Origin of the sequence: Paraburkholderia phenoliruptrix, from assembly GCF_019511605.1 — a bacterium.
Lineage (GTDB): Bacteria > Pseudomonadota > Gammaproteobacteria > Burkholderiales > Burkholderiaceae > Paraburkholderia > Paraburkholderia phenoliruptrix_A.
The window spans coordinates 44,426-70,599 of sequence record NZ_JAEUAV010000027.1 but is presented as its reverse complement, the minus strand read 5'-3'; the positions used below and the strand labels follow the sequence as shown (position 1 = coordinate 70,599).

The 26,174-nt window shown below is 62.1% G+C and carries 24 protein-coding genes and 1 pseudogene; 11 read left to right on the top strand and 14 right to left on the bottom strand.

Annotated features, from left to right (window positions below; genetic code table 11):
• Window positions 1-59: 59 nt before the first annotated feature.
• Together JNB89_RS25910 and JNB89_RS25905 are read left to right on the top strand one after the other, a co-directional pair.
• Window positions 60-860, top strand: coding sequence for an SDR family oxidoreductase (locus tag JNB89_RS25910; RefSeq protein ID WP_220364117.1), 801 nt, complete (start codon window positions 60-62; stop codon window positions 858-860).
• 541 nt (window positions 861-1,401) lie between these two features.
• Window positions 1,402-1,875 carry an Lrp/AsnC family transcriptional regulator gene (locus JNB89_RS25905; protein ID WP_013342340.1) on the top strand — a complete coding sequence of 158 codons (474 nt, stop codon included), beginning with the start codon at window positions 1,402-1,404 and terminating at the stop codon, window positions 1,873-1,875.
• 15 nt (window positions 1,876-1,890) lie between these two features.
• Here JNB89_RS25905 and JNB89_RS25900 read toward each other — a convergent pair whose 3' ends face one another.
• The 6 genes from JNB89_RS25900 to JNB89_RS25875 form a co-directional block, all read right to left on the bottom strand.
• Complete coding sequence (locus tag JNB89_RS25900; RefSeq protein WP_220364116.1) at window positions 1,891-3,129, bottom strand: YbfB/YjiJ family MFS transporter; 1,239 nt, start codon at window positions 3,127-3,129, stop codon at window positions 1,891-1,893.
• 162 nt (window positions 3,130-3,291) lie between these two features.
• The gene (locus tag JNB89_RS25895; protein ID WP_220364115.1) at window positions 3,292-3,993 is read right to left on the bottom strand and encodes a 4'-phosphopantetheinyl transferase family protein; all 702 of its coding nucleotides are present in this window, start codon (window positions 3,991-3,993) and stop codon (window positions 3,292-3,294) included.
• A gap of 67 nt (window positions 3,994-4,060) precedes the next feature.
• Entirely contained in the window at window positions 4,061-5,392 is a 1,332-nt protein-coding gene (locus JNB89_RS25890; protein WP_220364114.1) for an MFS transporter, read from the bottom strand.
• A 268-nt stretch (window positions 5,393-5,660) separates the two neighbouring features.
• Window positions 5,661-5,897 carry a DUF2783 domain-containing protein gene (locus JNB89_RS25885; protein ID WP_013342336.1) on the bottom strand — a complete coding sequence of 79 codons (237 nt, stop codon included), beginning with the start codon at window positions 5,895-5,897 and terminating at the stop codon, window positions 5,661-5,663.
• Between the two features lie 43 nt (window positions 5,898-5,940).
• The gene (locus JNB89_RS25880) at window positions 5,941-7,650 is read right to left on the bottom strand and encodes an FAD-dependent oxidoreductase (RefSeq protein WP_220364113.1); all 1,710 of its coding nucleotides are present in this window, start codon (window positions 7,648-7,650) and stop codon (window positions 5,941-5,943) included.
• A gap of 71 nt (window positions 7,651-7,721) precedes the next feature.
• On the bottom strand, window positions 7,722-8,681 hold the full coding sequence (locus tag JNB89_RS25875; protein WP_220364112.1) for an MBL fold metallo-hydrolase: 960 nt from the start codon (window positions 8,679-8,681) through the stop codon (window positions 7,722-7,724).
• 275 nt (window positions 8,682-8,956) lie between these two features.
• On the opposite strand from JNB89_RS25875, the gene JNB89_RS25870 reads away from it, so the two are divergent.
• The gene (locus JNB89_RS25870) at window positions 8,957-9,820 is read left to right on the top strand and encodes an IclR family transcriptional regulator (protein ID WP_220364111.1); all 864 of its coding nucleotides are present in this window, start codon (window positions 8,957-8,959) and stop codon (window positions 9,818-9,820) included.
• Window positions 9,817-10,644 (top strand): IclR family transcriptional regulator, encoded by an 828-nt coding sequence (locus JNB89_RS25865; protein WP_220364110.1) that lies wholly within the window; start codon window positions 9,817-9,819, stop codon window positions 10,642-10,644. The genes JNB89_RS25870 and JNB89_RS25865 overlap by 4 nt, the downstream gene beginning before the upstream one ends.
• Window positions 10,645-10,748: 104 nt before the next feature.
• Here the strand turns inward: JNB89_RS25865 and JNB89_RS25860 are convergent, their stop codons facing one another.
• From JNB89_RS25860 to JNB89_RS25850, 3 genes are all read right to left on the bottom strand, one after another.
• On the bottom strand, window positions 10,749-11,609 hold the full coding sequence (locus JNB89_RS25860; RefSeq protein WP_135891014.1) for a MurR/RpiR family transcriptional regulator: 861 nt from the start codon (window positions 11,607-11,609) through the stop codon (window positions 10,749-10,751).
• Window positions 11,610-11,672: 63 nt separating this feature from the next.
• The gene (locus JNB89_RS25855; RefSeq protein ID WP_220364109.1) at window positions 11,673-12,755 is read right to left on the bottom strand and encodes an ABC transporter ATP-binding protein; all 1,083 of its coding nucleotides are present in this window, start codon (window positions 12,753-12,755) and stop codon (window positions 11,673-11,675) included.
• A gap of 27 nt (window positions 12,756-12,782) precedes the next feature.
• Window positions 12,783-13,556, bottom strand: coding sequence for an SDR family oxidoreductase (locus JNB89_RS25850; RefSeq protein WP_135891012.1), 774 nt, complete (start codon window positions 13,554-13,556; stop codon window positions 12,783-12,785).
• A 278-nt stretch (window positions 13,557-13,834) separates the two neighbouring features.
• On the opposite strand from JNB89_RS25850, the gene JNB89_RS25845 reads away from it, so the two are divergent.
• The 3 genes from JNB89_RS25845 to JNB89_RS25835 all read left to right on the top strand — a co-directional run bounded on the left by JNB89_RS25845 (window position 13,835) and on the right by JNB89_RS25835 (window position 16,985).
• Window positions 13,835-15,067 (top strand): ABC transporter substrate-binding protein, encoded by a 1,233-nt coding sequence (locus tag JNB89_RS25845; protein WP_013342328.1) that lies wholly within the window; start codon window positions 13,835-13,837, stop codon window positions 15,065-15,067.
• A 179-nt stretch (window positions 15,068-15,246) separates the two neighbouring features.
• On the top strand, window positions 15,247-16,137 hold the full coding sequence (locus tag JNB89_RS25840; protein WP_220364108.1) for a carbohydrate ABC transporter permease: 891 nt from the start codon (window positions 15,247-15,249) through the stop codon (window positions 16,135-16,137).
• Window positions 16,134-16,985: a carbohydrate ABC transporter permease gene (locus tag JNB89_RS25835; protein ID WP_013342326.1), complete on the top strand. Its 852-nt coding sequence runs from the start codon at window positions 16,134-16,136 to the stop codon at window positions 16,983-16,985. Before JNB89_RS25840 ends, JNB89_RS25835 begins: the two co-directional genes overlap by 4 nt.
• A gap of 99 nt (window positions 16,986-17,084) precedes the next feature.
• Here JNB89_RS25835 and JNB89_RS25830 read toward each other — a convergent pair whose 3' ends face one another.
• Window positions 17,085-17,378: a DUF1330 domain-containing protein gene (locus JNB89_RS25830; RefSeq protein WP_013342325.1), complete on the bottom strand. Its 294-nt coding sequence runs from the start codon at window positions 17,376-17,378 to the stop codon at window positions 17,085-17,087.
• Between the two features lie 346 nt (window positions 17,379-17,724).
• Here JNB89_RS25830 and JNB89_RS25825 point away from each other — a divergent pair, with 346 nt between their 5' ends.
• Window positions 17,725-18,561 (top strand): hypothetical protein, encoded by an 837-nt coding sequence (locus JNB89_RS25825; RefSeq protein ID WP_220364107.1) that lies wholly within the window; start codon window positions 17,725-17,727, stop codon window positions 18,559-18,561.
• A gap of 12 nt (window positions 18,562-18,573) precedes the next feature.
• Here JNB89_RS25825 and galU read toward each other — a convergent pair whose 3' ends face one another.
• The 4 genes and pseudogenes from galU to JNB89_RS25805 form a co-directional block, all read right to left on the bottom strand.
• Window positions 18,574-19,485 carry a UTP--glucose-1-phosphate uridylyltransferase GalU gene (gene galU, locus JNB89_RS25820; RefSeq protein WP_135891007.1) on the bottom strand — a complete coding sequence of 304 codons (912 nt, stop codon included), beginning with the start codon at window positions 19,483-19,485 and terminating at the stop codon, window positions 18,574-18,576.
• Between the two features lie 166 nt (window positions 19,486-19,651).
• Window positions 19,652-20,566, bottom strand: a complete 915-nt coding sequence (locus tag JNB89_RS25815) for a hypothetical protein (RefSeq protein ID WP_220364106.1) — start codon at window positions 20,564-20,566, stop codon at window positions 19,652-19,654.
• Window positions 20,559-20,990, bottom strand: a pseudogene (locus tag JNB89_RS25810) (helix-turn-helix domain-containing protein); the annotation flags it as partial. The pseudogene JNB89_RS25810 and the gene JNB89_RS25815, both read right to left, overlap by 8 nt.
• Window positions 20,991-21,501: 511 nt before the next feature.
• Window positions 21,502-22,815: an MFS transporter gene (locus tag JNB89_RS25805; RefSeq protein WP_218741948.1), complete on the bottom strand. Its 1,314-nt coding sequence runs from the start codon at window positions 22,813-22,815 to the stop codon at window positions 21,502-21,504.
• Between the two features lie 245 nt (window positions 22,816-23,060).
• Between JNB89_RS25805 and JNB89_RS25800 the strand changes: the two genes are divergently transcribed.
• The 3 genes from JNB89_RS25800 (at window position 23,061) to JNB89_RS25790 (ending at window position 26,011) form a co-directional block, all read left to right on the top strand.
• Window positions 23,061-23,948 carry a LysR substrate-binding domain-containing protein gene (locus JNB89_RS25800; RefSeq protein WP_013342319.1) on the top strand — a complete coding sequence of 296 codons (888 nt, stop codon included), beginning with the start codon at window positions 23,061-23,063 and terminating at the stop codon, window positions 23,946-23,948.
• 129 nt (window positions 23,949-24,077) lie between these two features.
• A complete protein-coding gene (locus JNB89_RS25795) occupies window positions 24,078-25,244 on the top strand; it encodes a CaiB/BaiF CoA transferase family protein (protein ID WP_135891002.1) in 1,167 nt (388 codons plus the stop codon).
• Complete coding sequence (locus JNB89_RS25790; RefSeq protein ID WP_220364105.1) at window positions 25,241-26,011, top strand: enoyl-CoA hydratase; 771 nt, start codon at window positions 25,241-25,243, stop codon at window positions 26,009-26,011. The genes JNB89_RS25795 and JNB89_RS25790 overlap by 4 nt, the downstream gene beginning before the upstream one ends.
• Window positions 26,012-26,174 lie beyond the last annotated feature (163 nt).

Below are 26,174 nucleotides of genomic sequence, written 5' to 3'. Positions count from 1 at the left end.
CGGCGGCCTCGCTACGTCTGCACGTCGACACAAACGCTAGTCTGCACCGAGGAATTGCGATGGAAAAGTTACTTGCCAATCAGTTCGCACTGGTCACGGGCGCGAGTTCCGGCATTGGCTATGGCGTCGCGCAGGCGCTTGCCCGTGCGGGCGCCTCAGTTGCGCTGAATTATCATTCGCATGCCGAATCAGCGGAGAAGCTTGCCGACGAAATCAATCAGTCCGGCGGCACGGCGTTCGCAGTACGAGGCGACGTATCCAATCCCGATGACGTGGAGGTCATGTTCGACGAATGCCGCGCACGCTTCGGCACGCTGGATATCGTGGTTGCAAATTCCGGCTTGCAGAGGGACAGCGGTATCGCCGATATGTCGATGGACGATTGGCAAACCGTGCTCGGCACGAATCTGACGGGACAGTTCCTCACTGCACAAGCCGCGGTGAAGGAGTTCCGGCGGCGCGGGCCCACCTCTGCATCGAACGCGCTGGGCAAGATCATCTGCATGAGCTCGGTACACGAGGTCATTCCGTGGGCCGGGCACGTCAACTACGCCGCGTCGAAGGGCGGCGTGCAGATGTTTATGAAGTCGCTCGCGCAAGAAGTCGCACCCGAGCGTATTCGCGTGAACTCGATAGCTCCGGGCGCCATTCGCACGAAGATCAATCGCGACGCGTGGGACACGAGCGCCGCAAGCACGAAGTTACTGCAATTGATTCCATACGGCCGTGTTGGCGAAGTGGAAGACATAGCCAAGGCTGCAGTCTGGCTCGCATCCGACGAAAGCGATTACGTTGTGGGCACAACCTTATTCGTCGACGGCGGAATGGCGCTGTATCCGGGCTTTATCGACAACGGCTAGCAATGCGCGGTACGCACGCATTCGTCAGGCAAAGGCCGCGCACCCCAGGCACGCGTCATGCTGAATCTCCGTCGTGTTCCAACTCGATACGAAAGGAGAAACATCATGCCTTACCTACTCGGCTGGCTTCTGGGTGTTCCGGTGATCGTGCTGGTGATTCTGTACCTCATCTTCCATTGATCATTCGAAACACGCTTCATGGCGCGGCCCTTTTGTGGCCGCGCGTCTTTTCACGCCGCACTTCACGCGAGTGCGCTACATGCGTTCGGCCCGGTCGAGGGTTTCACTGCGACGTGGTAGCGGCGCAATTCGCTCTCATGCTGGCTTCGGTAAAAGCAGCGCTATACCGCTAGCGGCTTGTGGCCGCGCGTGGCCGCCTGGAGATCGGCGATCCGGACGGTTGTCCCGGGCACGAAGGCACCGTCAAAATATACCGGGACCCGCGCTGGATAGGCTTCTGAATGCGCCGCGCGATCGGGCGACTAGCGGAAGGTTCTTCCGATAGAATCATGTCTGAACGAACAATCTTCCGGGGCGTCCCATGAGCAACAAGATCCGCGCGCTGGACAATCAGGATCGCAGAATCCTGCGCGCATTGCAAAAGAACGCGCGCGTGAGCAATGCGGAACTGGCCGAACTCGTCGGCATGTCGACCACCGCTTGCTGGAACCGCACACGTCAACTGGAAAGCGAAGGCTATATTCGCGGCTACGTTGCGCTGCTCGATCAGCAGAAGCTGGGGCTAGCAGACATCGTGCTGCTCGAAGTGACGCTCGATCGTCACGATGACGACGCGCTCGCGCGCTTCGGCGCCGAGCTCGCGACACTCACCGAAGTGCTGGAGGCGTACCTCGTATCCGGCGATTACGACTATCTGGTGAAGGTCGCCGTAGACGGCACCGCGGGCTATGAGCGATTCCTGCGCGAAAAGCTATACAAGATCGCTGGCATTCGTCATAGCCGCTCGATGTTCGCGTTGCGCTGCATGAAGAGCATTCCGTCGGTGCAGGTCTAGCACCACGACCTCGGTCTAGTCGGCGCGCAGCGGCTTTTGACACACGGCGAGCAACGCGCCGCCCGCGAGCAACAGCGCGGAATAGATGAGACCGCGAGCAAGGCCCGCTCCGTCCGATACCCAGCCGATTACCATTGGCCCAACAATCTGCCCGAATGCAAACACGATGGTGAAAGCACTAATGCCTTTGGCCCAATGGCTTGCCGGCAAATTGTGGCGCACGAATGCCGTGGTGGATGCAACGGCCGACAGGAACGTCGCGCCGAACAGCGCGCCGGATGCAAAAGCGATCCACGCTTGCGTGAAGAGTGCGGGCAGCAGTGTCGCGATCGCCAGCAGCGCATTGAGCGCGGCCAATGCCTGACCGCCGCGCATGCGGTCGAGCAAGCCAGACCACAGACGCGCGGAGAACACCGTCGCCACACCGAGCAACAGATAAAACCCCGTAACGACGGCGGCACTCATGCCCGCGTTGCGCAACAGCGCGACGATGAACGTCATGTAGCCGATATAACCGACGCCGAACAAGCCATACCCGGCAAGTACCCACGCAAAGCGCGGCCAACGCGCGGCATCGCTCGCGGCCATGCCCTGCGCGCCCGGTGGCGCCGTCGCGTGCAAGCGCCCGATTCTGTGCGCAGCACCCACGGCCGCCACGGTAAAAAGCGCGCACGCGGCAGCCAGCGCGAACCACGCGAACTGCCATCCATGTGCACGGTCGAGTATCGTGAACGGCACCAGCACCGACGAAGCAACGATGCCCCATCCCGTGCCGCCGTAGTACAGGCCAAGCACGAGCCCGGCATCGCGTGGTCTCGCTGAAGCGAGGCGCGCGGCCAGCACACCGCCGCTAATGAAAATCGCCGCGCTGGCCATGCCGGTCATCACGCGCAGCAACAGCAGCAGATTCGTGTCCGCGACCAGACCGCTAGCAGCCGTCAGCAACGCGGTAGCTGCGCAACCGGCCACGCACAAGGTGTCTGGGCGCCAGCGGCGTGCAAGATGCGGAAAAGCCAGCGCGCCGAGCAGATAGCCGAGCGCGTTGGCGGTGTTCATCGCGCCTGCCTCCGCAAAGGTCCAGCCAAGATCCTGTTTCATCGACGGCAGCAGCAGCGCGTAAGCAAAGCGCGCGAACCCCAGTGCGATCGCGCTTCCTAGCGACAACGCCGCGGCCAGCATCAGCGTTGGCAAGCGCTGCGGGGCTTCGTCGGCGATGGCGGAAGAATGCGCTGCTGCGGACGGATCTGTCGGCATGAGTTAATGTGCGTGAGCAGACATGGTTGCCAGGCGGTTTTATGTCTTCGGCTGCGAGTGCCTGGGGCCTCGCCATCTTATCTGGAGACGCGGCGCGGGGCTGACAGTTAGTTGCATTCGGGGCTCGCTGACAAGCGCGGGAATACTTGAACGACCGGCGCGCTATGAGGCGAGCGGCGTCAACGACCACGCAACGCACGCAGCGTAGCCCTGCGGCGCAGCAATCCACTGCGCGGCTATGGTCCGCATATCGTCGGGAATCGCGTTGCGCAGCGTGACGCAACGGCCCTCGCGCGGCAACACAGTCAAATGCTGCAGGCCGCGCGCGATGCCTGCGCCCGTCGTCTTCACAAGCGCTTCCTTTGCGGTCCATGCGTCGTAGAACGCAGCCATTTGCTGCGAAGGAGCGAGGCGCTCGATCCACGCCGCCTCATCCGGGTCCAACGTCAACGCGATGATAGAGCGCCAGTCGAAGGTGCTGACGCATTGCTCGATATCCACGCCCACGCGCCGCGCCGCAGAAATCGCGATCAGGCCGCAGGCACCTGCATGCGATACGTTGAAGTCGAGCGCGCTTGAAGCCGCGAGCCGCGGACGACCGTTTTCATCGACGCTCAGGCGCACAGCGCGCGCATCCGCGCCGCTGCGTTGGGCGAGCAAATCGCGCAACGCGGCGCGCGTCGTGGCAAAGCGCAGCGCGTCTTCGTGGCGGCGAAACCGCTGCGCCCTGTTGCGCTCTTCGTCACTAAGGGATCGAAACGCAGGCGCATCGAGCGATGCATCGAAAGACACGTCGACCCGCCACAACGACACATCGGGCGGGCCTTCATGCTGAAGCGGGACAGGTGCGAGAGTGGCAGACATCGCAGGAATAAGGCGCAATGGAATTCTGCGACTCTACACGATGGCGCTCTCACGCACCGCGTGACCTTCACACCGCCTTGCTCTCCTTCGGCACGCCAACCAGCAGCGCCCCACCGCTCGCGAACAGCAGAATGGTCAACAGATACAGCGCGTTGTCCATGCTGCCGGTGTGCGTCTTGATCAGGCCGATCACCCATGGGCTCACAATGCCGCTCGTAATGCCAATGCTGCTGATCAACGCAATGCCGCCCGCCGCCGCGGCACCCGACAGATAACTCGACGGCACGGTCCAGAAGATCGGCAGCGCCGCAAAAATCAGCACGGCGGCAAGCGAGAGAATCGCGAGCATCGCGGGAAAACTGCTTAAATGCAGGGTCAAAAGCGAAAGCGCGAGGCCTCCACCGATGGTGCAGACCGCAAAGTGCCGGCGCCGCTCGCCGCGCCTATCCGAATGACGTGCAATCAGAATGAGGCCGACCGCGCCGATTGCATTCGGAATGACGCTGTACAAGCTGATCGCCAGAACGTCGCGAATGCCGAAGTCGCGAATCATCAACGGCATCCAGAAGTTGAGCGTCAACGACGCGCAGGTCAGCGAAAAATAGATGAAGGCGAACAGGTAGACGCGCGGATTGCGCAAAGCCTGCATAAACCAATGCGATGAATGCGACGCATGTGAAGATGCCGCGCCTTTCTCTTCGCGTTGCGCGATCAGTTGCGCTTTCTCGTCAGCCGTGAGCCATTTTGCGTCTTGCGGCCCGTCGACCAGATAGACCGCGGCGACCAGCGCAAGAATGACCGCCGGCGCTCCTTCTATGACGAACATCCATTGCCAGCCGAACAGACCCAGCACGCCGCCCATATCGCGCATGATCCACCCTGACACGAGGCCGCCCAGCACGCCCGCCACCGCTACACCGGCAAAGAAGATCGACAGCACCGCTGCGCGCCGCCGGGCTGGATACCAATACGTGAGGTACAGCACGATGCCCGGAAAGAAGCCCGCCTCGAACACGCCGAGCAAAAAGCGCAGCAGATAGAAGTGCGCGGGTGTCGACACCATCATCATGCCGACCGAAGCCATGCCCCACAGCAGCATGATGCGCGTAAACGTTCGACGCGCGCCGAACCTGGCGAGCAGCAGGTTGCTCGGCACCTCGCAGAGCACATAGCCGACATAGAACACGGCCGCACCCAGACCATACATGGCGTCGCTAAAGCCGAGGTCGTGCTTCATCTGCAGCTGCGCAAAGCCGATGTTGATGCGGTCGAGAAACGACACCACGTAACAAAGAAACAGGAACGGAATAATGCGCAGCGACACCTTGCGATACAGCAGATCGTCGTGCGCGGCGGCGCTCGAGGCCGGCTCGAGTGCGGGTGCGAGGGATTGACTCATCGGTTATCTCCAGACTTCAGGCGTGATGGGTCCAACGGACCCGCGGGTCCGGCGTGGTGAATCGCCGTGTTGTTGTGTAGCGTTGCCGTGCGGTGTCGATGGACCGCGCAGTGACGTCACGCAGTCACGTCACGCAGTCACGTCGCGCAGTTGTGCCGCGCAGTCATATGCAACCTGCCGGTGGACTTGCACGTCGGCCTGCTTGCCGGCGCTGTGAACAGCGCGCCGCCTGACGAGCCGCGCGCGTTCCTTCTACATCGTTTGCAAATCAGGCGGCAAGCGGATGGACTTCGCCGCCTTGCGGCGACACATCCGCCACGCCTTCGCGCGCATGCCGGATTGCTTCGAGCAGCGTCGCATGGTCGCCGATATGGTTGGCAAGCAGCAGAATGAGTTGAGCGTTGGCCGACTGGCTGCGCGCGTCGTCGAGGTCGCGATGCATGTCGATCAGCGCCTCATAAAAATCGTCCGGCCGCGCGAGATTGGGTTGAGTGTTCAGTGCCACGGTGTGTCTCCAGATTCTAATTTTTGCATTCAGGCCGCAGTGTTCAGGCAGTGCCTTCCACACACAACGCGCGCTTTAATGCCTGCTCGACCTTTAGCGGTTCGAGTTGCCGCCAGCGCGCACACACGTGCTGGTCTGGCCGGATCAGATAGAACGTGCCGGGTTTCGCGTCATAGCGCGCGCTTGCAAGACCTTCGGCGTCGCGCAGAAGGGTCGCGTTCGCGATGCCTGCGGGCTGCGTTTCACCGCGCGTGACCACTACGAGCTTCAACGGAATCGCGCTTGTGCGAAGTACATTCAGCGCGGTTGCAGCTGCCGCGTCGGGGCCTTCGTCGTCGCAAAAGAGCACGCCGGTGAATTGCTGGCCGAGATGCTGGAGCAGCCATGCCGGTTCGCCATGCGCCTGCACCGGCGCATCGACACACGGGGCGCCGGGCACCATGAGGCCCTGGAAAGCGTCGCTATCCGCCGTATTGAGTGGCGAATCGTTCAGTACCGCAGGCACAGAGAGGCGGCCGCTGTTCGTCAACTGCCGCGCAAACGGATGATGTCGCGCGAGCTTCAGTACGGCGTCGCGAAACACGCGGCTCACCGGGCTTTTCGGCGTGATGAAATCGGTCGAGCGCGTGGAGTTGCGGATGTTTTCGTCTGCGGCATATTCGCGTTCGCTCGCATAGGTGTCGAGCAACGCGTCCGACGCCTTGCCTTCCAGCACCAGCGCCAGCTTCCATGCGAGGTTTTCCGCGTCCTGTACGCCGCTATTCGCGCCGCGTGCGCCGAACGGCGACACCCCGTGTGCGGAGTCGCCAGCGAACAGCACGTTGCCGTGCCGGAAGCGCTCCATGCGCAAGCACGAAAACGTATAGACGCTGACCCATTCCAGCTCGAATTTCGCATCTGGTCCGAGCAATGCGCGCACACGCGGAATCACGCGCTCAGGCGTTTTTTCGAGCACCGGATCGGCGTCCCAACCAAGCTGAAAGTCGATTCGCCACACATTGTCAGGCTGACGGTGCAACAGCACCGACTGGTTCGGATGAAACGGCGGGTCGAACCAGAACCAGCGCTCGGTCGGAAAATCCGCTTCCATTTTCACGTCGGCAATCAGGAAGCGGTCTTTGAACGTCACGCCCTTGCTGTCGAGTCCCATCAGATTGCGGATCGGACTGCGCGAGCCGTCGGCGGCAACCACATAGCGGCCACGCAATGCGTACTGACCGTTAGGCGTTTCGACAGTCAGCGTGACGGCGGCGTCGCACGTGCCCGGCGTGCCGCTCTGCTCTATGCCGACCACTTTGCTTTTCCAGCGAATCTCGATGTTCGGCATTTCCTGCGCGCGCTCGAGCAGAAATCCTTCGACGTAGTACTGCTGCAAGTTGATGAACGCGGGCCGATGATGACCCGCCTCCGGCTGCAGATTGAACGTGTAGACGAGCTCGTCCTTCAGGAACACCTTGCCGACATTCCAGCTAATGCCCTTGTCCACCATGCGCTGACCGCACCCGAGCCGATCGAAAATATCGAGCGAGCGCTTCGAGAAACAGATTGCGCGAGAGCCCGTAGACAGCGAGCAGTCGTCGTCCACGAGTATCACCGGCACGCCCTGTTGCGCGAGGTCGATTGCTGTTGCAAGGCCCACGGGCCCCGCACCGACCACGATTACCGGGTAGACCGCCTGCTCGCCACCGTTGCGCGGGTCCTGCTCGCGGCACGGCTGGTATTCGAACGACAGCGTCTGGTAGTTGATGCTCATCTTGTGTCTCCGTCCATCCCCGCTTTGCTCGGCTGGCTCTGCTGCGCTTCGCTTCTAAAGTTTCATGCCGCTCAGGCCTGCAGCGCGTCCCACATTTCCTTGTCGCGCTGCGCGGTCCAGATACGCGGATGGGTGATGCCGCTCGCTTCGTCGTAAGCGCGCGAAACGTCGAACGGCAAACAATGTTCGTAGATGAACACATGGCCGAACTTCGGGTCCATTGCCTTGCGCGTGTGCGCCATAGCGGCCTTCAGGTCCAGCTTCTGAGCGACGGCTTCACGGCCTCGCTGCAGGAGCGTCGTGACGAAATCCTTCGTGTAGTCGAGACCTTTGTTGACGTCTTCGGGCGTGGTCAGCGCGGGGCCGCGGCCCGGCACCAGTTTTTCGGCATTCAGCGCACGCAGACCTTCGAGCGTGGCCGGCCATTGTTCGAGCTGCGCGTCGCCGCAATAGCAGGCTGCGTCGTATTCGACCAGATCGCCCGAAAAAAGCACCTTTTGCGACGGCAGCCACACCACCGTGTCGCCCTTCGTGTGGCCGGCGCCCAGATGCGCGATACGCACTTCCAGCTTGCCGAGGAACAGCGTCATTTCCTTTTCGAAGACGAGCGTGGGCCACGTCAGCCCCGGCACTGTTTCGACGCCGGCGAAAAGACGCGGGAAGCGTTCTATTTCCGACTTCATGTCTGCTTCACCGCGCTCGACGATCATCTCGTAGGTGCCGCGGCTCGCAATGATTTCCTGCGCGCCTTCCTTGAAATAAGCCGATGCGCCCAGCACGCGCACCGCGTGATAGTGCGACAGCACGACGTATTTGATCGGCTTGTCGGTCACGCTGCGAATCTTCGCGATAAGGTCTTGCGCCATGGCCGGCGTGGCGGTGGTGTCCACGATCAGCACGCCGTCGTCGCCAATGATCACGCCCGAGTTCGGATCGCCTTCCGCCGTGTAGGCGTAGGCGTTCTCGGACAACTGCGTCCACGTGACTTTCTTGACTTCCAGATCGGCCTGCGATGCGAATGCCTTTGCCATGCTCGTCTCCCTCAAAAGTTGGACGTGAGGCGAGACGGCCGGCCGTGCGGCGCCGGCTGACGGTATTGAAGGTTGTCTCGCCCCATTTTTGATTCTGCGACTGCGACGGTGTATGTCGGGGTAAATGCATCTTAGGACTGCGCCTGTTTATTTGTCAATAGCGAAATGTATCGCTATACGCAAATTCAACAATGACTAACATGAAGGGCAGGGACAGCCGCGGCGCGCGGTGGCGGTTCGGTTAACATGGACCTTTTTAACGGACAGGCGCGGGTGTGAGCAAAGCAGTGAAAGCAGCCGAAGGCGTCAGGGGCAAAGGCCCGGGCGTCAACGAGACAGCGGAAGGCAGCAAGACGCAGCGCGGCATTCAGAGCGTCGAAGTGGGCGGACGACTGTTGGTCGCGCTGGCACAGGCGCGCGTGCCGCTTGCATTGTCCGACCTGGCCGTTGCCGCCGAACTGGCTCCGGGGCAGGCGCATGCTTATCTGGTGAGCCTGAGCCGCCTCGGTCTCGTCAAGCGCGACGAGTTGTCGGGCCGCTATGAGCCGGGACCATTGTCATTGCGGCTTGGGCTGCTGCATCTCGAACATCAGCCGGCGTTTCGTGCCGCCGTGCCGCGCGTGGCTGCGCTCGCCGAAGCAATCGGTTTTAGCGTGGCCATTTGTATTGCCGGGCCGCAAGGACCGACCATTGTCCGGTATGAGCATGCGGGTTTTCCGCTGCATGTGAATCTGCATGTGGGCACGGTCATGTCGCTGCCGGCGACGTCGACGGGACGCGTGTTCTGCGCCTACCTGCCGCGCGAAACGCTCGAGGCGATGTGGGCAAACCAGTCGGGCGCGGCAGAAAGCGGGGCGAGCGCGCCGCGGGACGCCGCATTTCAGGCGTCGCTTGAGAGAATCCGCGCGCGCGGGCTGGAGTGCAGTGTGGACGCGCCGAGCCCCGGCATCAGCAGTCTGAGCGCGCCGGTGTTCGACGAGCGCGGGCATCTGGCGCTGGCGTTGACAGTGATCGGCTCCACGGGCGCAATCAACGTGGCCGCCGACGGCCCGACCGCGCGCGCTCTCGTTGCCACCGCTCGCGAAATCGGCGCGCAACTCGCTCTTGAACCTTCACTGCTGGCATCGTCCGCATCGTGACCGACCATTCTTCTCCCGTTTCCGCAGATGCGAAACCGCAGCGCGGCATCCAGTCGCTCGACAGTACCGGTGAACTGCTCGCCGCGCTCGTCGCGGCGGCGCGGCCGTTAAGCTTGCGCGACCTCGCAGCCGCAGCAGGTATGCCGCCGGCAAAAGCGTTTCCGCATCTCGTGAGCCTCCTGAAGACCGGCTTGCTGAGCCGCGACGCGTCCGGCTGTTTCGAGGCTGGGCCGCTCGCACTGGAACTTGGTTTGATCAGCCTGCAGCGCCTTTCGCCGACGCGCGAGGCCGAGCCCGAAGTGGTGGAACTGGCGGCATCCACTGCGATGAGCGTCGCAATGGCGGTGCTTGGTCCGCTCGGGCCGACTGTGGTGCGGCTGGAGGAATCGCCGCGTCCATTGCACGTGAGTTTGCGCGTAGGCACGGTGATGTCGCTGGTGAACACGGCGATCGGGCGAGTCTTCGCGGCACATATCGCAGACGACGTGCGCGCCGGGCTGCTCGCGCAGGACCCGTTGCGCCTCGCAGGAGCGTACGAAGCCGACGTTTTCGCAGACCAAGGCACGCCGCCGGCGCTGAAAAACACCTACGCGCAACGCCTTGCCCAGATCCGCGCGGACAGCATCGACACGGCGCTGAGCCGCCCCGTACCGGGCATCGACACACTCGCTGCGCCGGTGTTCGATCACACCGGCAGCATCTGCCTCGTGCTCGCGCTGATGGGGCCGAGCGGCAGCTTCGACAGCGCCGTGACAGCCGGGCCCGCGCAGACGTTGCGCACGGCAACGCTGCGCCTGTCGCGCCGATTCGGGTGGATGGGGTGAGCTACGGATTGGCGAGCGGCAACGCAGGCCGCAGCGGCAACACAGGCCACAGCCACGGCCACACCCACAAACCCCGCGGCGCAGGCGTTAGTTAGTCTGCCTTCCTAATCGCCCGTTTGCGGCTCATGCGACGACAACCGCGCCTTCGCATGCCGCATTTTCTCCAGCGTCTTCGGGCCGGCCTTCAGCGCGACGCCAATGGCGAGTGCGTCCATGATGCAAAGATGCACGAGCCGCGACACGCCCGGCGTATTCGGATCGATGGGGCTGGGCACGCGCAGCAGCAGCGCAATGTCCGCGAGCCACGCGAGGCGCGAGCCGACATTGGTCAGTGCGATGGTGGTCGCCCCGCGTTCCTTTGCGATCTGAATGCTTTCGTTCACCTCGACGCTGCGCCCCGAGTGCGAAATGCCGAAGGCCACGTCGCCTGGCTCCATCATGCCGGCGTAGAGGCGTTGCAGGTGCGCGTCGGTAAACGCGCTGGCCGCGATGTCGAGGCGCAGCAAGCGTAGCGCCGCATCTTGTGCGACGAGCCCCGACCCGGAGCCGACGCCAAAGAAGAACACACGCCGCGCGCTAGCGAGCGCCGCAATCGCGCTTTCCACCACGGCGGGGTCCAACGCGCCGCGCGCGTGCGTGATGCCCTCGACCGCGGCTTCGCCCACTTTGTCCATCAACGTTTGTACGTCGTCGTCGCGCGCAATTGCGGCGGACGAATACGGCAACCCGCCCGCCACACTCTGCGCGAGTTGCATCTTGAAGTCGCGCAGTCCATGCGCACCGATGGCCCGGCAAAAGCGTGTAACCGAAGGCTCGGAGACGTCCGCGCGCTGCGCGAGTTCAGTGATGCTCGCGCGCATGGCAAAGTCGACGTCGTTCAACACCATGTCGGCGACCTTGCGTTCGGCGGGCCGCAAACTGGCCAGTGCGCTGCGGATGTGGGGAATCAAGTTCGGTGCGGACACCCGGTGTTCCTCAAGGGTTAGATGAATCCGCGTCGCTCGCAGCTTCAATCGGCAACACGCGGCTCAGACCAGCCTGCGTCCACTCTCCGTATCGAACAGGTGAATGTGAGCCGCGGGCAGGCTCAGCGTGACGCGCTCGCCCGGCTGCATCTCCGAGCGTTGACGCGTCGTCACGCACCACGTATTGCCGCCTATTTTCCCGTACAAGTGCGTCTCTGCGCCAGTCGGCTCGATTACCTCGACCTGCATGGTGACGTCGGGCGTCTGCGTAACGGTTTCAATGTGCTCGGGGCGTACGCCCAGCGTCACCTTCGCGCCCGTTGTGGCCGACGCGGGCGCGCGTTCCAGCACGATCTCGCTGCCGTCCGCGAGTTTCAATGCGAGCCCGGAAGCATGCGCGTGCTTCACCACGATGCCTTCTGCGAAATTCATTGAAGGCGAGCCGAGGAAACTCGCGACGAACAGATTCTCGGGACGGTCATACAGTTCGAGCGGACGCCCGATCTGTTCGATTCGCCCCGCGTTCATCACGACGATGCGATCGGCCATTGTCATCGCTTCTATCTGATCGTGCGTCACGTAAATCACCGTGTTTTTCAGGCGCTGATGCAGTGCCTTGATCTCCGTGCGCATTTGCACGCGCAGCTTGGCGTCGAGGTTGGAGAGCGGCTCGTCGAACAGAAACAGCGACGGCTCGCGCACTACGGCGCGGCCCATCGCGACGCGCTGGCGCTGACCGCCCGACAGCGCGCGTGGCAGGCGGTCGAGATAGCCGCCGAGGTTGAGCATCTTCGCGGCGGCCTCGATGCGCGGCTTGAAACTGGCCGGCGCTTCCTTGCGGATTCGCGGACCGAACGCGATATTTTCATAGACCGACAGATGCGGATATAGCGCGTAGCTCTGGAACACCATCGAGATATTGCGCTGCTGCGGCGGGAGATGATTGGCGCGCGTTTTGCCAATCAGTAGATCGCCGCCGCTGATTTCCTCGAGCCCCGCCACCATGCGCATGAGCGTGCTCTTGCCGCAGCCGGACGGACCGACCAGCACGACGAACTCGCCGTCGTCGATGTGCAGGTCGATGCCGTGCACCACCTGCGTATCGCCGTAGCGTTTGTAGATGCCGCTCAGTTGCACTGCTGCCATGCTGTCCTCATCGTGTGCGGGTTTAGGTCAAAGCGATTCGAGCGTCAGTTCTTGCGCCATCAAACGGTTGCCGGCCATCAAGCCGCCGTCGACCGGCAGCGCGACGCCGGTAATGACGCGCGCCATTGGCGAAGCGAGAAACAGTACGGCGTCGGCTATATCGTCGGGCGTGGCGAAATCGCGCAACGGGTACCACTTCTTCAGGTCCTCGAAGACTTGCGGGTTCTTGTCCACGCGCGCCTGCCATGCCTGGGTCTTCACGGTGCCCGGACACACGATGTTCGCGCGGATGCCATAGCGACCCAGTTCGAGCGCGAGCGCTTTGGTATAACTGATCAAGCCCGCTTTGGCCGCGCTATACGCGGGATGGCCAAGCGCGGCCATGCCGTTCACCGAGCCGATCAGCACGAGCGCGCCACGCGCGCGTTCGATCATGGAAGCGCGCACGGCCTCGACCGTGTGATAAGTGCCGTTCAGGTTGAGATGAATATCGCGCTGCCAGCTCGCCACGTCCGTGGTGGCGAGCGTAAGCCCTTCAGCGGCGCCCGCGTTTGCGACGAGCACATCCACGGGGCCGCGCCTCGCCACCGCGGCGGACACCGCCTGCTGCACCGCGGCGGCGTCGCCGAGATCCGCAACCAGCGGAATTACGCGTGATTCACCCAACTGCTTTGCGAGGCGATCGAGCGCCGCCGCGTCAATGTCGAGCGCCAGCACCGTGTCGCCCTCTTCGACGAAACGCCTGCACAACACGCTGCCAATACCGCCACAAGCGCCGGTTATCAATACCACTCGATTCATTTTGACCTCGCATTCGCACGCGCAGCGCGCTTCTCGTTCCGTGTAAATTTATTACAGCCGCGTAGCGTCGCCGACCGGCCGCATCCCGCATAGTGGGAAACACGCAGATGCGGCGCACTGAGAATAAGCCTGTTTTACAGGCATCTTATGCACAAACCCGAGTGATAAAAAATATCGCAGACCCTACGTGACAACCCATTTTTAGCCGTGTAGGATTTTTTCAAACAATTCAACACACAGCGGCCGGCGACGGCAGCGAACCTGTTCAGGAGAGAGAAATGTCGTTGCATGCCCGTGCTTCCCTCGCGCTCGGCAAAGTCGCCGTGGCGCTCGCGTTTGCAGGTATCGCCGTAGCGGCTCATGCCGACACGGTCCGCGTGACCGTTGCGCACTACAGCGACGCAACCGCTCCGTACTTCGAAAAGATGGCGCGCAACTTCGAGAAGGCCAATCCCGGCACCACCATCAAGATCGAAGACGTGAACTGGGACACGCTGCAGCAGAAGCTGCAGACCGACATTTCCGGCAACGCGAACGCAGACCTCGCGATTGTCGGCACACGCTGGCTGCTCGACTTCGTAAAGGACGACGTGGCCGAACCGCTCGACGGCTACATGGACGCCAATTTCAAAGGGCGTTTCATCGGTCCGTTCCTGGCGCCCGGCGAGATCAACGGCAAGGTCTATGGCCTGCCCATTGCAGCATCGGCGCGTGCGCTGTACTACAACAAGGACCTGCTCGCCAAGGCCGGCTATCCGGATGGTCCGAAAACCTGGAACGATGTGATCGAGGCGTCGAAGAAGCTGAAGGCGCAAGGCGTTGCCGGCTTCGGTCTGCAAGGCAAGGAAATCGAAACAGACGTGTACTACTACTACGCGCTATGGACCAACGGCGGCGACGTGGTCGGCAAGGACAACAAGGCGGCGTTCAATTCGCCGGCCGGCGTGAAGGCTGCCACGCTGTATAAGTCGCTGATCGACCAGGGCCTGACGCAGCCGGGCGTGACCGGCTATAGCCGTGAAGACGTGCAGAATCTGTTCAAGCAGGGCCGCGTGGCGATGATGATTTCCGCGCCGTTCCTCGCAAAGCAGATCAAGAAGGAAGCACCCAATCTCAAGTACGGTATCGATCCTATTCCGATGGGCACCACGCACGCCACCTATGCGGTCACGGATTCGATCGTGATGTTCAAGAACTCGAAAGTGAAGAAGTCCGCGTGGAAGTTCCTCGACTATCTGTTCACGAAGGAACCGCGCGTCGAGTTCACGACCACAGAAGGCTTCTTGCCGACCACCAAGGCGGAATCCACCGATCCGGCGTTCAATGATCCGGATACCAAAGCATTCGTTGCCTTGCTGCCCACCGCCCGCTTCGCGCCTACCGTGACAGGCTGGGAAGACACGGCCAAGGCCGTGACCGACGCGATGCAATCCATCTATCTGGGCAAAGCGAAACCGGCGGATGCGCTGAATGCGGCGGCCACCCAGGCCAACAAGTCGTTGGGCCATTGATGCACGCGGCTCGCCTTGCGCTCACCCGCTGCACGGCAGCCGCGCTGCCCTGATTACGAGTGCCGCCGCGGCAACGAGCACGGCGCGCAACCGGCCTTGACGCTGGCTGCCTCCTACTAACCGGCCCATTCCGACGCGCCCGCATACTTGATGCGGGCGCGTCTCACGATCGAGCACGTATGAGCCGTTCCGCTTCTTCACGTTTGCAAGCGCCGTGGCTGCTGATTGCGCCGAGCCTCGTGCTCGCGCTTTTCATCATCAGCTATCCGATTTTCAACATCGTGTGGCAATCGCTGCACGAGGTGTCGCGTTTCGGCGCGATTCGCGACTTCAGCGGCTTGCAAAACTTCTATTCGATCTTCAGCGATCCCACCTTCGTGGCGGCCGCGCGTCGTACGATTGTATGGACGGTGTTCGTGGTCGGCGGTACGGTCGCGATTTCGGTGCCGGTCGCGTTGGTGCTGAATCAGGACTTCTATGGGCGCGGCGTTGCGCGAACCATCGTCATGCTGCCGTGGTCCGTTTCGCTGACCATGACCGCGGTAGTCTGGCGCTGGGCGTTCAACGACGACTACGGCATGGTCAACGTCACGCTTCAACGCCTTGGTCTGATTGGCGGCCCGATTCACTGGCTGGCTACGCCTGAGCTCGCGTTTCCCGTGGAAATCGCAGTGGGCGTGCTGGTGTCGATTCCGTTCACCGTGACCATTCTGCTAGGCGGCCTGTCTTCGGTGCCCGGCGACATCTATGAAGCGGCGCGCATTGACGGCGCGAGCGCATGGCAGCAGTTTCGCAAGCTGACGCTGCCGTTGCTGCGGCCTTTCGTCAATATGGCCATTCTGTTGAACGTGATCTATGTGTTCAATTCGTTTCCGATTATCTGGGTCATGACGCAGGGCGGCCCCGACAACAGCACGCATATTCTCGTCACTTACCTATACGAACTCGGCTTCAGGCTCGGACGACCGGGCGAGGCAGCCGCAGTGTCGCTGATCATGCTCGTCATGCTGTTCGTTTTTTCGATGGCGTACTTGCGCCTGCAGCCGGCCAAAGAAGGAGAACCGTCATGACGCTGAGCGCGAAAGCCAGACGCTCGCTGTGGTGCTGGCTTGCCTTGTCGCCGCTGGTGGTGGTGGTGCTGTTTCCGTTCGCGGTCATGCTGTTCACCGCACTGAAACCGGCTTCGGAGATTTTCATTTATCCCGCGCGCTGGCTGCCTGTGCATTGGCAGTGGAGCAATTTCGCCGACATGTGGCAAGCCGCCAATTTCGGCGTGGCGTTGCGCAACAGCACGGTCATCAGTCTGCTCTCCACGCTCCTCGCGCTCGCGGTCAGCTTGCCCGCCGCTTATGCATTGGCGCGCTTTCCGTTTCGCGGGCGCGGACCGTATCGCCAGTTCCTGCTCGTCACGCAGATGCTCTCGCCAATTCTGCTGGTTGTCGGCCTATTCCGCCTCGCCGCGATGATTCCTTATGGCGACGGCAACCTCGTCGACTCGAAAATTGGCGTGATCGTTTCCTACGCGGCCTTCAACATAGCCTTCGCTGTCTGGATGCTGTCTTCGTACTTTCAAACGGTGCCGCGCGATCTGGAGGAATCAGCATGGCTGGAAGGATGCGGACGAACCCGGGCGGTTTTCAAGGTATTTTTGCCGCTTGCCGTGCCCGCCATCGTGGTCACCGCAATCTTCACGTTCATCAACGCGTGGAATGAATTTGCAGTGGTATACACGCTGATCCGCTCGCCGGAAAACAAGACACTTACCGTGCAAGTGACCGATATGGTCGCCGGCAAGTATGTGGTGCAGTGGCATCTGGTGATGGCCGCGACCCTTTGCGCGACGTTGCCGGTTTCGGTGGTCTTTGCGTGGTTGCAGCGGTATCTGGTGAAGGGTCTGGCGCTAGGCGCAGTGAAGTAGTTTTAAACGCACCGCGCTGAGCGTGGGCAGCTTCAGCGCGGTCGCGGCCGTTGCCGCAGTCAGCGCAGGCGGCGCTGACCGCAAGCAGCTTTTGTCCGCTTATTCCGCGCCGCGGACAATGCGCAGATCGCGCTCTGCTGCGTCGCCCAACACTGCCAGCGCTTTTTTGTAGGCGTCGCTGTCATACGCGGCGACCGCTTCTTCGTACGACGGGAATTCGATCACCACCGTCCGCTCCTTCAGGCCATGCTCGCGAACTTCGTCCGCGACGCCGCGCACGACAAACTTGCCGCCGGCGGCCGCTACTGCCGGTGCCGCCAGCTGGCCGTAGGCCGCCAGCTTCGACGGATCGTTGATCTTGCGATACGTGGTTACCCAATACCCCTTGCTCATTTGACGCTCCTCGTTGTTGATGGTCATGACAGAAGCAGGAGCGTAACAGACATTGCATGAGGGCAGCGACGGGCCTCTTTGGCCAGTGTCCGTCGACGCAACCGGCCGATAAGCCGGAGACTCACCTCTGCACATCGCGCCATCTGGCCGAAAAAGATGGCCCAAAACGTTGAACCGCGGCGGATGACAAACCCGCCAGTTCTATAGAAACTCTTCTTACCATTCACGCGGTGTGTCGACAGCCGACCGTTCGCGTTTAAAACGCAGCCAACTGCCGTTCACCGTCAGGCAACGAGTCGTCGTTTATCATGGACCCGTGCCTTTGCAATGAAGCTTTAGTTTAGATATGACCAATACCGGAAAGACGCTGATCGTCGGCCTCGTGCTGGCGGACCTGGTGATCTGCGCCTATTTGCTCTACCCGCGCGAGGAAAAGAAGTCGGCGGCAGCGCCCGAAGCGGTGCTCAGCGCCCCTGACAGCGGCAACTCTCGCCCGGCCGAAAACCATGTGATTGCGGGCAGCATCGTGCGTCCCACGTCGCCCGACATGGCTGCGGTTGCCAATCCGAACGCGAACACCGGCAACCCGCAAAGCGGCACGACGACGAGCCGCGTGGACGTGCGGCCGCCTTCGGCGGCACCGGCGATTGCAACGCAGTCCGCGATGCCTGTGGCGCCGGCCGTACCGGCAACGCCGGCGGCGCCCATCAATGGCCTGGCAAATGCGCCCGCTGCGGACATGCAAACGCAGGCGCAGCTTCCGCAGATCTCTCAAACACCGCAAGTGGTCCAGCCAGTGCAGCCTGCCCAGCAGCAGCTACAAGCGCCGACGCAAGCGCAGATGCAAGCTCAGCAGCAGCCGCGCGCCCAGCAGCCGTCACAAGCGCAATCGCAACGCTCTTACGCAAGGTCCAGAGCTTCACAGCACGCCGACGATTCGCGCGGTCACGAAGACCTGCGCCGCCGCGGTTCGAGCGACGTAGGCGCGATGATGACCGAACTGCTGGTGCGTGAGTCGGCGAAACTCGATCCGTCGTTGCCCCCTCCGCCTCCCACCGACCCGGTCGACCTCAATCGTCGCAGTACGAACCCTGTGGCGGCTGCAATGACCGATCAACTGGTCAAGGAATCGGCGCGCGTGGCGCCAGCATCCGGCGTGCAGAGGCAGCCGGGCACGCAATAAACGCGCACCGCGTCATACCGTTTCGAGATCGACGGCGTCCGGATAGAGCATGCGCGCGGCGAGCTGCTCGCGCAGATACGCGTCGAACTCCTGCGCCACTTCCGGATGCCGCAGCGCGAACTCGACGGTCGCTTTCAGATAGCCGATCTTGCTGCCGCAATCGAAGCGTGTGCCCGCATAGCGGTGCGCGAGCACCTGCTCGTTCGCGAGCAACGCTTGCAGCGCATCGGTAAGCTGATACTCGCCGCCCGCACCGGGCGAAAGATTGCGGATATGCCGGAAGATTGCCGGCGTCAGAATATAGCGCCCCACCACGCCGAGATTCGACGGCGCATCTTTCGGCGCGGGCTTCTCGACGATTGTCGACACCTTCAGCAAGCCGTCGTCCCATTCGCGGCCGCCCACCACGCCATAAGAACTGCTGTGCTCGCGCGCAATCGTTTCGACGCCGATCACCGAGCTATGGTAATGATTGAATACGTCCACCATTTGCGTGAGCACAGGCGGTTCGCCATACAACAGGTCGTCGGCGAGAATCACGGCAAACGGCTCGTTGCCCACCAGTTTTTCCGCGCACAGCACGGCGTGGCCGAGACCTAGCGCGTCGGCCTGGCGCACATAAAAACAGTCGACGTTCGCCGGTTTGATGCCGCGCACGAGTTCCAGCAGCTTCTGCTTGCCGCGCGCTTCGAGTTCCGCCTCGATCTCATACGACTTGTCGAAGTGGTCTTCAATCGCACGCTTGCTTCGGCCGGTCACGAAGATCATTTCCGTGATGCCGGCTGCAATCGCCTCTTCCACTGCATACTGAATCAGCGGCTTGTCGACAACCGGCAGCATCTCCTTCGGGCTTGCCTTAGTCGCGGGCAGAAACCGCGTGCCCAGTCCCGCTACCGGAAAAACGGCCTTCGTCACTTTCAACATAATCGACCCCGTTATTGACATTGAATGCCTGCGGATTGCGCCGCTTGCGGTTGCTGTCCGTTGCTTGCCGTTGCGTGCTCTCGCTTTACGCGGTCCGCCTTGCATTAGCGCAAGCGAAGAGCGGATGAATGAAACTCACACTCGCCTTGCGGCAGTGCTGCCACCGTCAGGCGGCGCCACGCTGCTTCGAGGCCGCCGCTGTACCAGCGGTGTCGATGCTCACTCGCGACGCGGTGTCCGGCGACAACAGCAACGCGTTCATCACGCGCAGCCTCCACGCCTCGGGCGGCATGCCGTCAATCGACGTATTCAGCCTGACCTTGATCGACGGCTCGAGAACCAGTCGCTCGCGCAGGCTATGGATGACCCATCGGTCCAGACGGCGCGTCAGGCCAAGACGTTCGAGGGCGTCAAGCGCGGCGCCCAAAGGTCTCGTCTTGCTGCCGATGCGCTCGGTCAGCGTGAGCGCAAAATACCCCGTGCCGTGAGCGTTCGCGTCCTGCCCCGATGGCGAGAGCTCGACTGCAAGCCGCCCCTCGTCCATCGCGCGAAACAGCGCGATAGCCGTGGCCATGTCGCCTTGATACTGTTCGCGCCAACCCGGCAGCCGTCCTGGCGAAAGAGAAGCCATGCCGACCGCATCTATGTCGAATGGCTCGTCGCCATAGCCGGCGATGCGCACCGAAATGGCCGGGTAGACGATTCCGCTGTCTCCATACACGGGGGCACCGCCGAGTGCTTCGACAATGCGGTCCGGCAGACTCGTTTCGCGCATCGTCAATGCGCCGCTCAGCAACTCGGCTTGCGAGCCGGCGTCGAACGCGAATAGAATGTGATCGCCGCTACGTGCGACCATGCCGCCTTCCACTGCTACGAGCTGGCGCGCGCGCTCGAGCACCGCGCGCCGCACGGTGGCTCCGAGCGAGCGTTCATATGCGGCCTCGATCTGCCGCACGTTGAAGATGGACGCAACAAGACAAAGCGGCATTGCCCCGTCGGGCGATTCGCCGGGCCGCACGCCGAGACGGCTTAGCAGCGAAGTCAACTGTGCGTCGTTGAGCAAGCGATGCAGATCAGTCATCGCGCGCCTCGCCTTCCGCGATGCCGAGCGGATTCGCCAACGTAGTGCGGGCGAGACGCTGGCGCTCCGAATTGCGGTATCCGATAGGCGTCATCGCAAGATGCTGCTTGAAGAGTTTGGCGAGCCGGTCGCCACTGCTAAGTCCTGTGCGGCGCGCGATCTTGTCCGCTGGCAACTCCGTTTGAATCAGCATGTCGCAGGCTTTCACAAGCCGCAGACGCAACACGAATTCGGTGGGCGTCACACCGATTTCCTTTCTGAAGCGCCGCAGAAAATTGCGCTCGCTCATGGCCGCCGCACGCGCGACTGCCGCGATGGACACACGCCCTTCCACGCCTACGCGCAATTGCTGAGCGGCCGCGCGAATCGGCTCGCTCGCTTGCGACTCGGGCGCTTCAAAGTCTTCGGCCCTTCGCGCCGTCATTCCGGTCCCAACCAGATCGCACCCACAATTCATATCGCTGCCCCTGCAACATGGCGAATTCCGTTTTTTCTGCAGTGCATCATAGGCGCTCCCTTTCGCACCCAATTTCAAGGTGTCCGATTGCATCCACCTATTGGCGGATGCGACCAAGTGCGTGGGGATAGGTACGAGGAGAGGGTTCGCAGCATGCGGTAGCGAGCCGCAAAGCGATGGCGGTCACATGGTGTCCGCGGGAGGTAAAGTGCATCGACATACACACATCGATGCGTGGCCGACGAATACTCATCACGCGTATTCGTCTGTATTGCGAAGCTTTATACGGTTGCCGGCGATACTGGATTGGCGCGTTCGGCCAAGAGCATGGGTAAAACGGCCGCGCCTTCGCAATGCGCGATCTGCGCGGCTAAACTCGGTTCCGGTCTTCGAGGGATCGCTATCTCAGGACTACCCCGTCCCTCGACTTTCGGCCTGCCGTTCCCTCGGGCGGCAGGCTTTTTTTTCGCAATGCGGGTCACGCAAGCGCGTCATCGACAATGGGTTTGCGAGCCATGAACCAGTAGAAGAGCGCTGCGCATCCGGCAATGGCGCCGCCCGAGATGAAGGCAAGCGCATACGAACCGGTACGGTCCACGATGAACCCGGCGACGACCGGCGAGAATGCCCCGCCGAAATAGCCGCCAAAGTTCTGGATCGCGCTGACGGAGGCGATCATCGACGAAGGTGCGATGTCTGCGGCAAGCGCCCACGCAGATCCGATCACCGCCGCGATAAATGCGAGCCCAACCGTGAAAAGCGCCAGCGTCACATTCAGCGCATGCGTGAACGGCAGTGCGATAGCGCATGCAGCCGCTCCCACCGCGCAGCACGCAATCAACAGGCGCTTGGCATCAATAGGCGAAGCGAACTGGCGGTCCACCATCTTCTTTGCGAGGTAGCCCACGGCAATCTCACCGAGCGCGCCGCCAACCCAAGGAATGCCCGCGTACACGCCAAGCTGCGCAAACGAGATGTGAAAGCGGTCGAGCAGATAGAGCGGCAGGAACACGAGGAAGATATTCCACAGCCAGATGGTGCAGAAGTAGCCGAGAATCATGCCCCACACGCTGCGTCGCGTGAAAAGCGAGCGCCACCGCAGCGACGACTCAGCCAATGATCTTTCATGTCCGCCGCCGCCCGCTTCGATGTATTCGCGCTCGTCTTGAGAAAGACGCTTGCTCTGCGCCGGATTGCGATACAACATCAGGAACAGCAGCGCGAATGCAATGCCGAACGCGCCCGTCACATGAAAGAGCGAGCGCCAGCCGAACGCCACCATCAGCGCGACCAGCACGGCAGGCGCGATAGCCGGTCCCCACTTGGACGACGAATCCCACACGCCGGTAGCGAAGCCGCGCTCCTTTGCCGGAAACCACGCGGCGGTTATTTTCGCGGATGTTGGCCAGCATGGTGCCTCACCGACGGCAAGCAATGCACGCATGACAACCAGGCCGGCGAGGGAGCCGACCACGCCGGTGAGCCACGTGGCGACGCTCCACCAGATCATTGCGAGTGCATAAGCCCGCTTCGCGCCGAAGCGGTCGATCACCCAGCCGGCGGGCAATTGCATCACCGCATAGGTCCACGCAAACACACTGCCCAGCAGACCGATCTGCGTGCGTGTCAAACCGAGTTCCTGAATCATGCCGGGCGCGGCGATGGAAAGACTCGCGCGGTCCATATAGTTGATGATTCCGCCGATCAGCAGCCAGATCAGCACGTGCCAGCGAAAATTGAGGCGAGCGGGCCGCACCGCGGCGGCCGTGAGCGAACCAGTGGGCTTGTCCATCGTGTCTCCGTCCAGGTGGCCGTAACGGCCATTCGTCCTTGCCGATATGCGCCGTGCAACGCAACGGCGCTTGTATGCATGTACTGAACGACAAGTGTACGGACGCGAGCGCGAGAGCTCCAATGTCGAAACCGCATGTGCCGATAGCGTTTTCGTTATCGTGACGGCGGGCGTCTGACGGCACCGCACTAAACTATCGGGCGACGCATACCCCGAAGCACCGTCCAAAACTCCTGGGAGACGAAGTGAAATTCGACACGACGACCGTCCGCCTGATTCTCGCCATAGCCGAGGAAGGCAGCATTTCGCGAGCCGCCGACAAGCTGAGCCTGGCAGTCGCGGCGGCCTCGCGACGCGTGTCGGACCTCGAGGAGCAACTCGGCGCGAAGCTCTTCAGACGCGTGCCGCATGGCGCGGAGCTCACCGAGTCGGGGGGCAGGCTGCTCGAATATGTGCGGCAGATCGACAATCTGATCGACCGCATGGAAGGCGACGCCGAGGCGCTCAATCACGGCCTTGAAGGGCGCATTATCATCGGCGCGCCCAAGGCGGTCGTGATTCAATTCCTCGCTCGCGAAATTGCGGCCATCCAGCAGAAGTACCCGCGCATCGCGCTGAAAATCGTCGAGGAAAACAGCAGGATCGTGCAGCAACTGCTGCGCGACAAAGTGATCGACGTGGGTATCTACGAGAAGAAAAGCGGCTTTCTCGACCTGGAGAAATTCGCGTATAGGGAGGACCGGCTCGTGCTGGTTCATAGCCGCGCGCATTTCGAATTCGGTGCTGCGCCGATCAGCATCGACGATCTTCTCGACGTTCCCATCGTGAGCCTCGGCAAGGGCTCGGCGGTGCTCTCGGCGGTGGAGCGCGCATATCGCAGCCGCGGCCGACTGTTTGCGAACAACCTCACGGTGAACGGGTTCGACACGATGCTGGCCATGGTACGGCATGGACTTGGCGTCGGCCTCATGCCGCCCGCTGTGCTGCAGAGCTTTCGCCCCGAGGCGGCGCTCGCGTCGGTCGAGCTGGACGGGGACTGGGCAAGTCGCCATTACGTGCTGTCCTGCATCGAGGGACACGCTCAGGAACAAACGCTGCGCAATGTCGTAGACGCGTTGCTTGCCGGCCGCTAGTACCGTACCTGCGCGCCCGGTTTCGCCAATCGCGAAACCAGCCATGACGCCGCCATTCTTGCCGCGCGTCGCGCAACTCGGCGACAGTGGAGTCACCACACCACTACCCGACCGAGGAGCAAGCCAGCCATGACCCAATCACCGCATCTACCGCTGCAAGGCATACGCGTTCTCGACGTGAGCCAGGTCATGGCGGGGCCGTTCGCCTGCATGATGCTCGCCGACCTGGGCGCGGACGTGATCAAGGTCGAGCCGCCCGAAGGCGACCAGACGCGCAGTTCAATGGGCTTCAAGATGAAAGGCCCCGACAGCATGGGCTTTCTGAACCTGAACCGTAACAAGCGCTCGGTCACGCTCGATCTGAAGAGCGACGAGGGGCGTGAGATGTTCTATAAGCTCGCGAAAACAGCGGACGTAATCGTCGAGAACTATCGACCCGGCGTCGTACAGCGTTTGCGAATCGATTATGAATCCATCAAGGCGATCAATCCGAAGATCGTTTATGCGAGCATTTCCGGCTTTGGGCAAAGCGGGCCGTGGGCGTCGCGGCCCGGCTTCGATCTGATGGCGCAGGCCATGTCGGGCGTAATGAGCGTGACGGGCTATAAGGGCGGCAAGCCGGTGAAAGCGGGCGTGCCTGTTGCGGATATCGGCTGCGCGCTGTTCGCAGTGTATGGGGTGCTCTCCGCTTACATCGGCGCGCAGAAAAGCGGCGAAGGCCAGCATATCGACGCGTCGCTATTCGATTCGGTCATGGCCTTCGCGATCTGGGACATGTCGGACTACTGGGGCACGGGCGTGCCGCCGACGCCGCTTGGCACGAGCAACAAGATGAGCGCGCCCTACCAGGCGGTGAAGGCGCGCGACGCATACTTCGTAATGGGCGCGACGAACCAGAAGCTGTGGACGCGCTTATGCGAAGTGCTGGATCGCCGCGACCTGATCGAGCATGCCGATTATGCGAGCGTGTCGCTGCGCCTGAAAAATCGCGAGGCGATGATCGAAGCACTGGAGCAGGAATTCGGCAAGCGCGACAGCGCGGAATGGGTCGACATGCTGCTTGCGGCAGGCATTCCAGCGGGCCCCATTCTTTCGTATCCCGAAGCGTTTTCAAGCGAACACGCCCAGCATCGCAACATGTGCATGGAAATCGACCACCCGAACGAGGGCAAGGTGAAGAACATCGGCTTTCCGGTCAAACTGCTCGGCACGCCGCCCACCGTGCGCCGGCATCCGCCGCTGCTTGGCGAGCACAACGACGAAATCTTCGCGGAAATCAACGGAGCCGCGTCATGAGCGAAACGCAACCGGTACGTCTTACGGTGCATGCGTCAGGCGCGGCCGAAATTCTGATCGACCGGGCCGAGCGGCACAACGCGATGACGCTCGACATGTACGAGGCGTTGCTCGCGCACATTGCGCAGTGTGAGGCGAATAGCGATGTCCGCTGCATTCTCTTGCGCGGCGCGGGCGGCAAGTCTTTCATTTCCGGCACGGACATCGATTATTTCAAAGACTTCCGCGATGGACGAGATGGCGTTGCGTACGAAGCGTTCGTGGAGCGCGTGATAGACACCGTCGAGCGGATCGCCGTGCCGACTATTGCGGTGATCGACGGCTGGGCGGTGGGCGGCGGTCTTGCGCTCGCCACGGCGTGCGATTTCCGCGTTTGCACGGACGCCTCGCGCTTTGGCGCGCCGATTGCAAAGACGCTCTCCAATACGCTGTCGTCGCGCAACATCGCGCGGCTTCAGGCGGCCTTAGGCACGCCGCGCGTCAAGAAGATGCTGATGCTCGCCGATTATCTGACGGCTGAAGAAGTGCTTGCGTGCGGCTACGTGCAGGAGGTTTGCGACCGCGCGGCATTGCAGGATGCGGCGCACGCGCTCGCGCAACGCTTGATGGCGCTCTCGCCTGTCACGCAGCGTGCCGTGAAGGAAAGCTTGCGACGCATCGTGATCGAACAACGGCTCGACGACGAAGATCTGATCGAAGCCGTGTACGGCAGCAGTCGTTTTAGGGAAGCTGTAGCGGCATTCACAAGCCGCCGGTCCCGAGACTGAATGGCTTTCTGAAGCACATGAACTGAAAAGGCTGCACTCGTTGCACCAACCGATGGGTGCGCCGCTCACGCGGCGCACCGGGCCTGGCGCACTTTCATGCGGCCTCTGGGGAGGCTTTCGGGCCGGCTTTCGTGCCGGCTTTTTCGGCGCCCCGCGCCGCCGC

Coding starts and splice junctions, on each gene's coding strand:
- JNB89_RS25875 (WP_220364112.1), bottom strand. CDS start 8,681: ATGGCAAAGGCATTCGCATCGCAGGCCGATCTGGAAGTCAAGAAAGTC.
- JNB89_RS25795 (WP_135891002.1), top strand. CDS start 24,078: ATGACCCAATCACCGCATCTACCGCTGCAAGGCATACGCGTTCTCGAC.
- JNB89_RS25880 (WP_220364113.1), bottom strand. CDS start 7,650: ATGAGCATCAACTACCAGACGCTGTCGTTCGAATACCAGCCGTGCCGC.
- JNB89_RS25905 (WP_013342340.1), top strand. CDS start 1,402: ATGAGCAACAAGATCCGCGCGCTGGACAATCAGGATCGCAGAATCCTG.
- JNB89_RS25835 (WP_013342326.1), top strand. CDS start 16,134: ATGACGCTGAGCGCGAAAGCCAGACGCTCGCTGTGGTGCTGGCTTGCC.
- galU (WP_135891007.1), bottom strand. CDS start 19,485: ATGTTGAAAGTGACGAAGGCCGTTTTTCCGGTAGCGGGACTGGGCACG.
- JNB89_RS25815 (WP_220364106.1), bottom strand. CDS start 20,566: ATGACTGATCTGCATCGCTTGCTCAACGACGCACAGTTGACTTCGCTG.
- JNB89_RS25825 (WP_220364107.1), top strand. CDS start 17,725: ATGACCAATACCGGAAAGACGCTGATCGTCGGCCTCGTGCTGGCGGAC.
- JNB89_RS25840 (WP_220364108.1), top strand. CDS start 15,247: ATGAGCCGTTCCGCTTCTTCACGTTTGCAAGCGCCGTGGCTGCTGATT.
- JNB89_RS25855 (WP_220364109.1), bottom strand. CDS start 12,755: ATGGCAGCAGTGCAACTGAGCGGCATCTACAAACGCTACGGCGATACG.
- JNB89_RS25805 (WP_218741948.1), bottom strand. CDS start 22,815: ATGGACAAGCCCACTGGTTCGCTCACGGCCGCCGCGGTGCGGCCCGCT.
- JNB89_RS25910 (WP_220364117.1), top strand. CDS start 60: ATGGAAAAGTTACTTGCCAATCAGTTCGCACTGGTCACGGGCGCGAGT.
- JNB89_RS25895 (WP_220364115.1), bottom strand. CDS start 3,993: ATGTCTGCCACTCTCGCACCTGTCCCGCTTCAGCATGAAGGCCCGCCC.
- JNB89_RS25900 (WP_220364116.1), bottom strand. CDS start 3,129: ATGCCGACAGATCCGTCCGCAGCAGCGCATTCTTCCGCCATCGCCGAC.
- JNB89_RS25790 (WP_220364105.1), top strand. CDS start 25,241: ATGAGCGAAACGCAACCGGTACGTCTTACGGTGCATGCGTCAGGCGCG.
- JNB89_RS25890 (WP_220364114.1), bottom strand. CDS start 5,392: ATGAGTCAATCCCTCGCACCCGCACTCGAGCCGGCCTCGAGCGCCGCC.
- JNB89_RS25830 (WP_013342325.1), bottom strand. CDS start 17,378: ATGAGCAAGGGGTATTGGGTAACCACGTATCGCAAGATCAACGATCCG.
- JNB89_RS25845 (WP_013342328.1), top strand. CDS start 13,835: ATGTCGTTGCATGCCCGTGCTTCCCTCGCGCTCGGCAAAGTCGCCGTG.
- JNB89_RS25850 (WP_135891012.1), bottom strand. CDS start 13,556: ATGAATCGAGTGGTATTGATAACCGGCGCTTGTGGCGGTATTGGCAGC.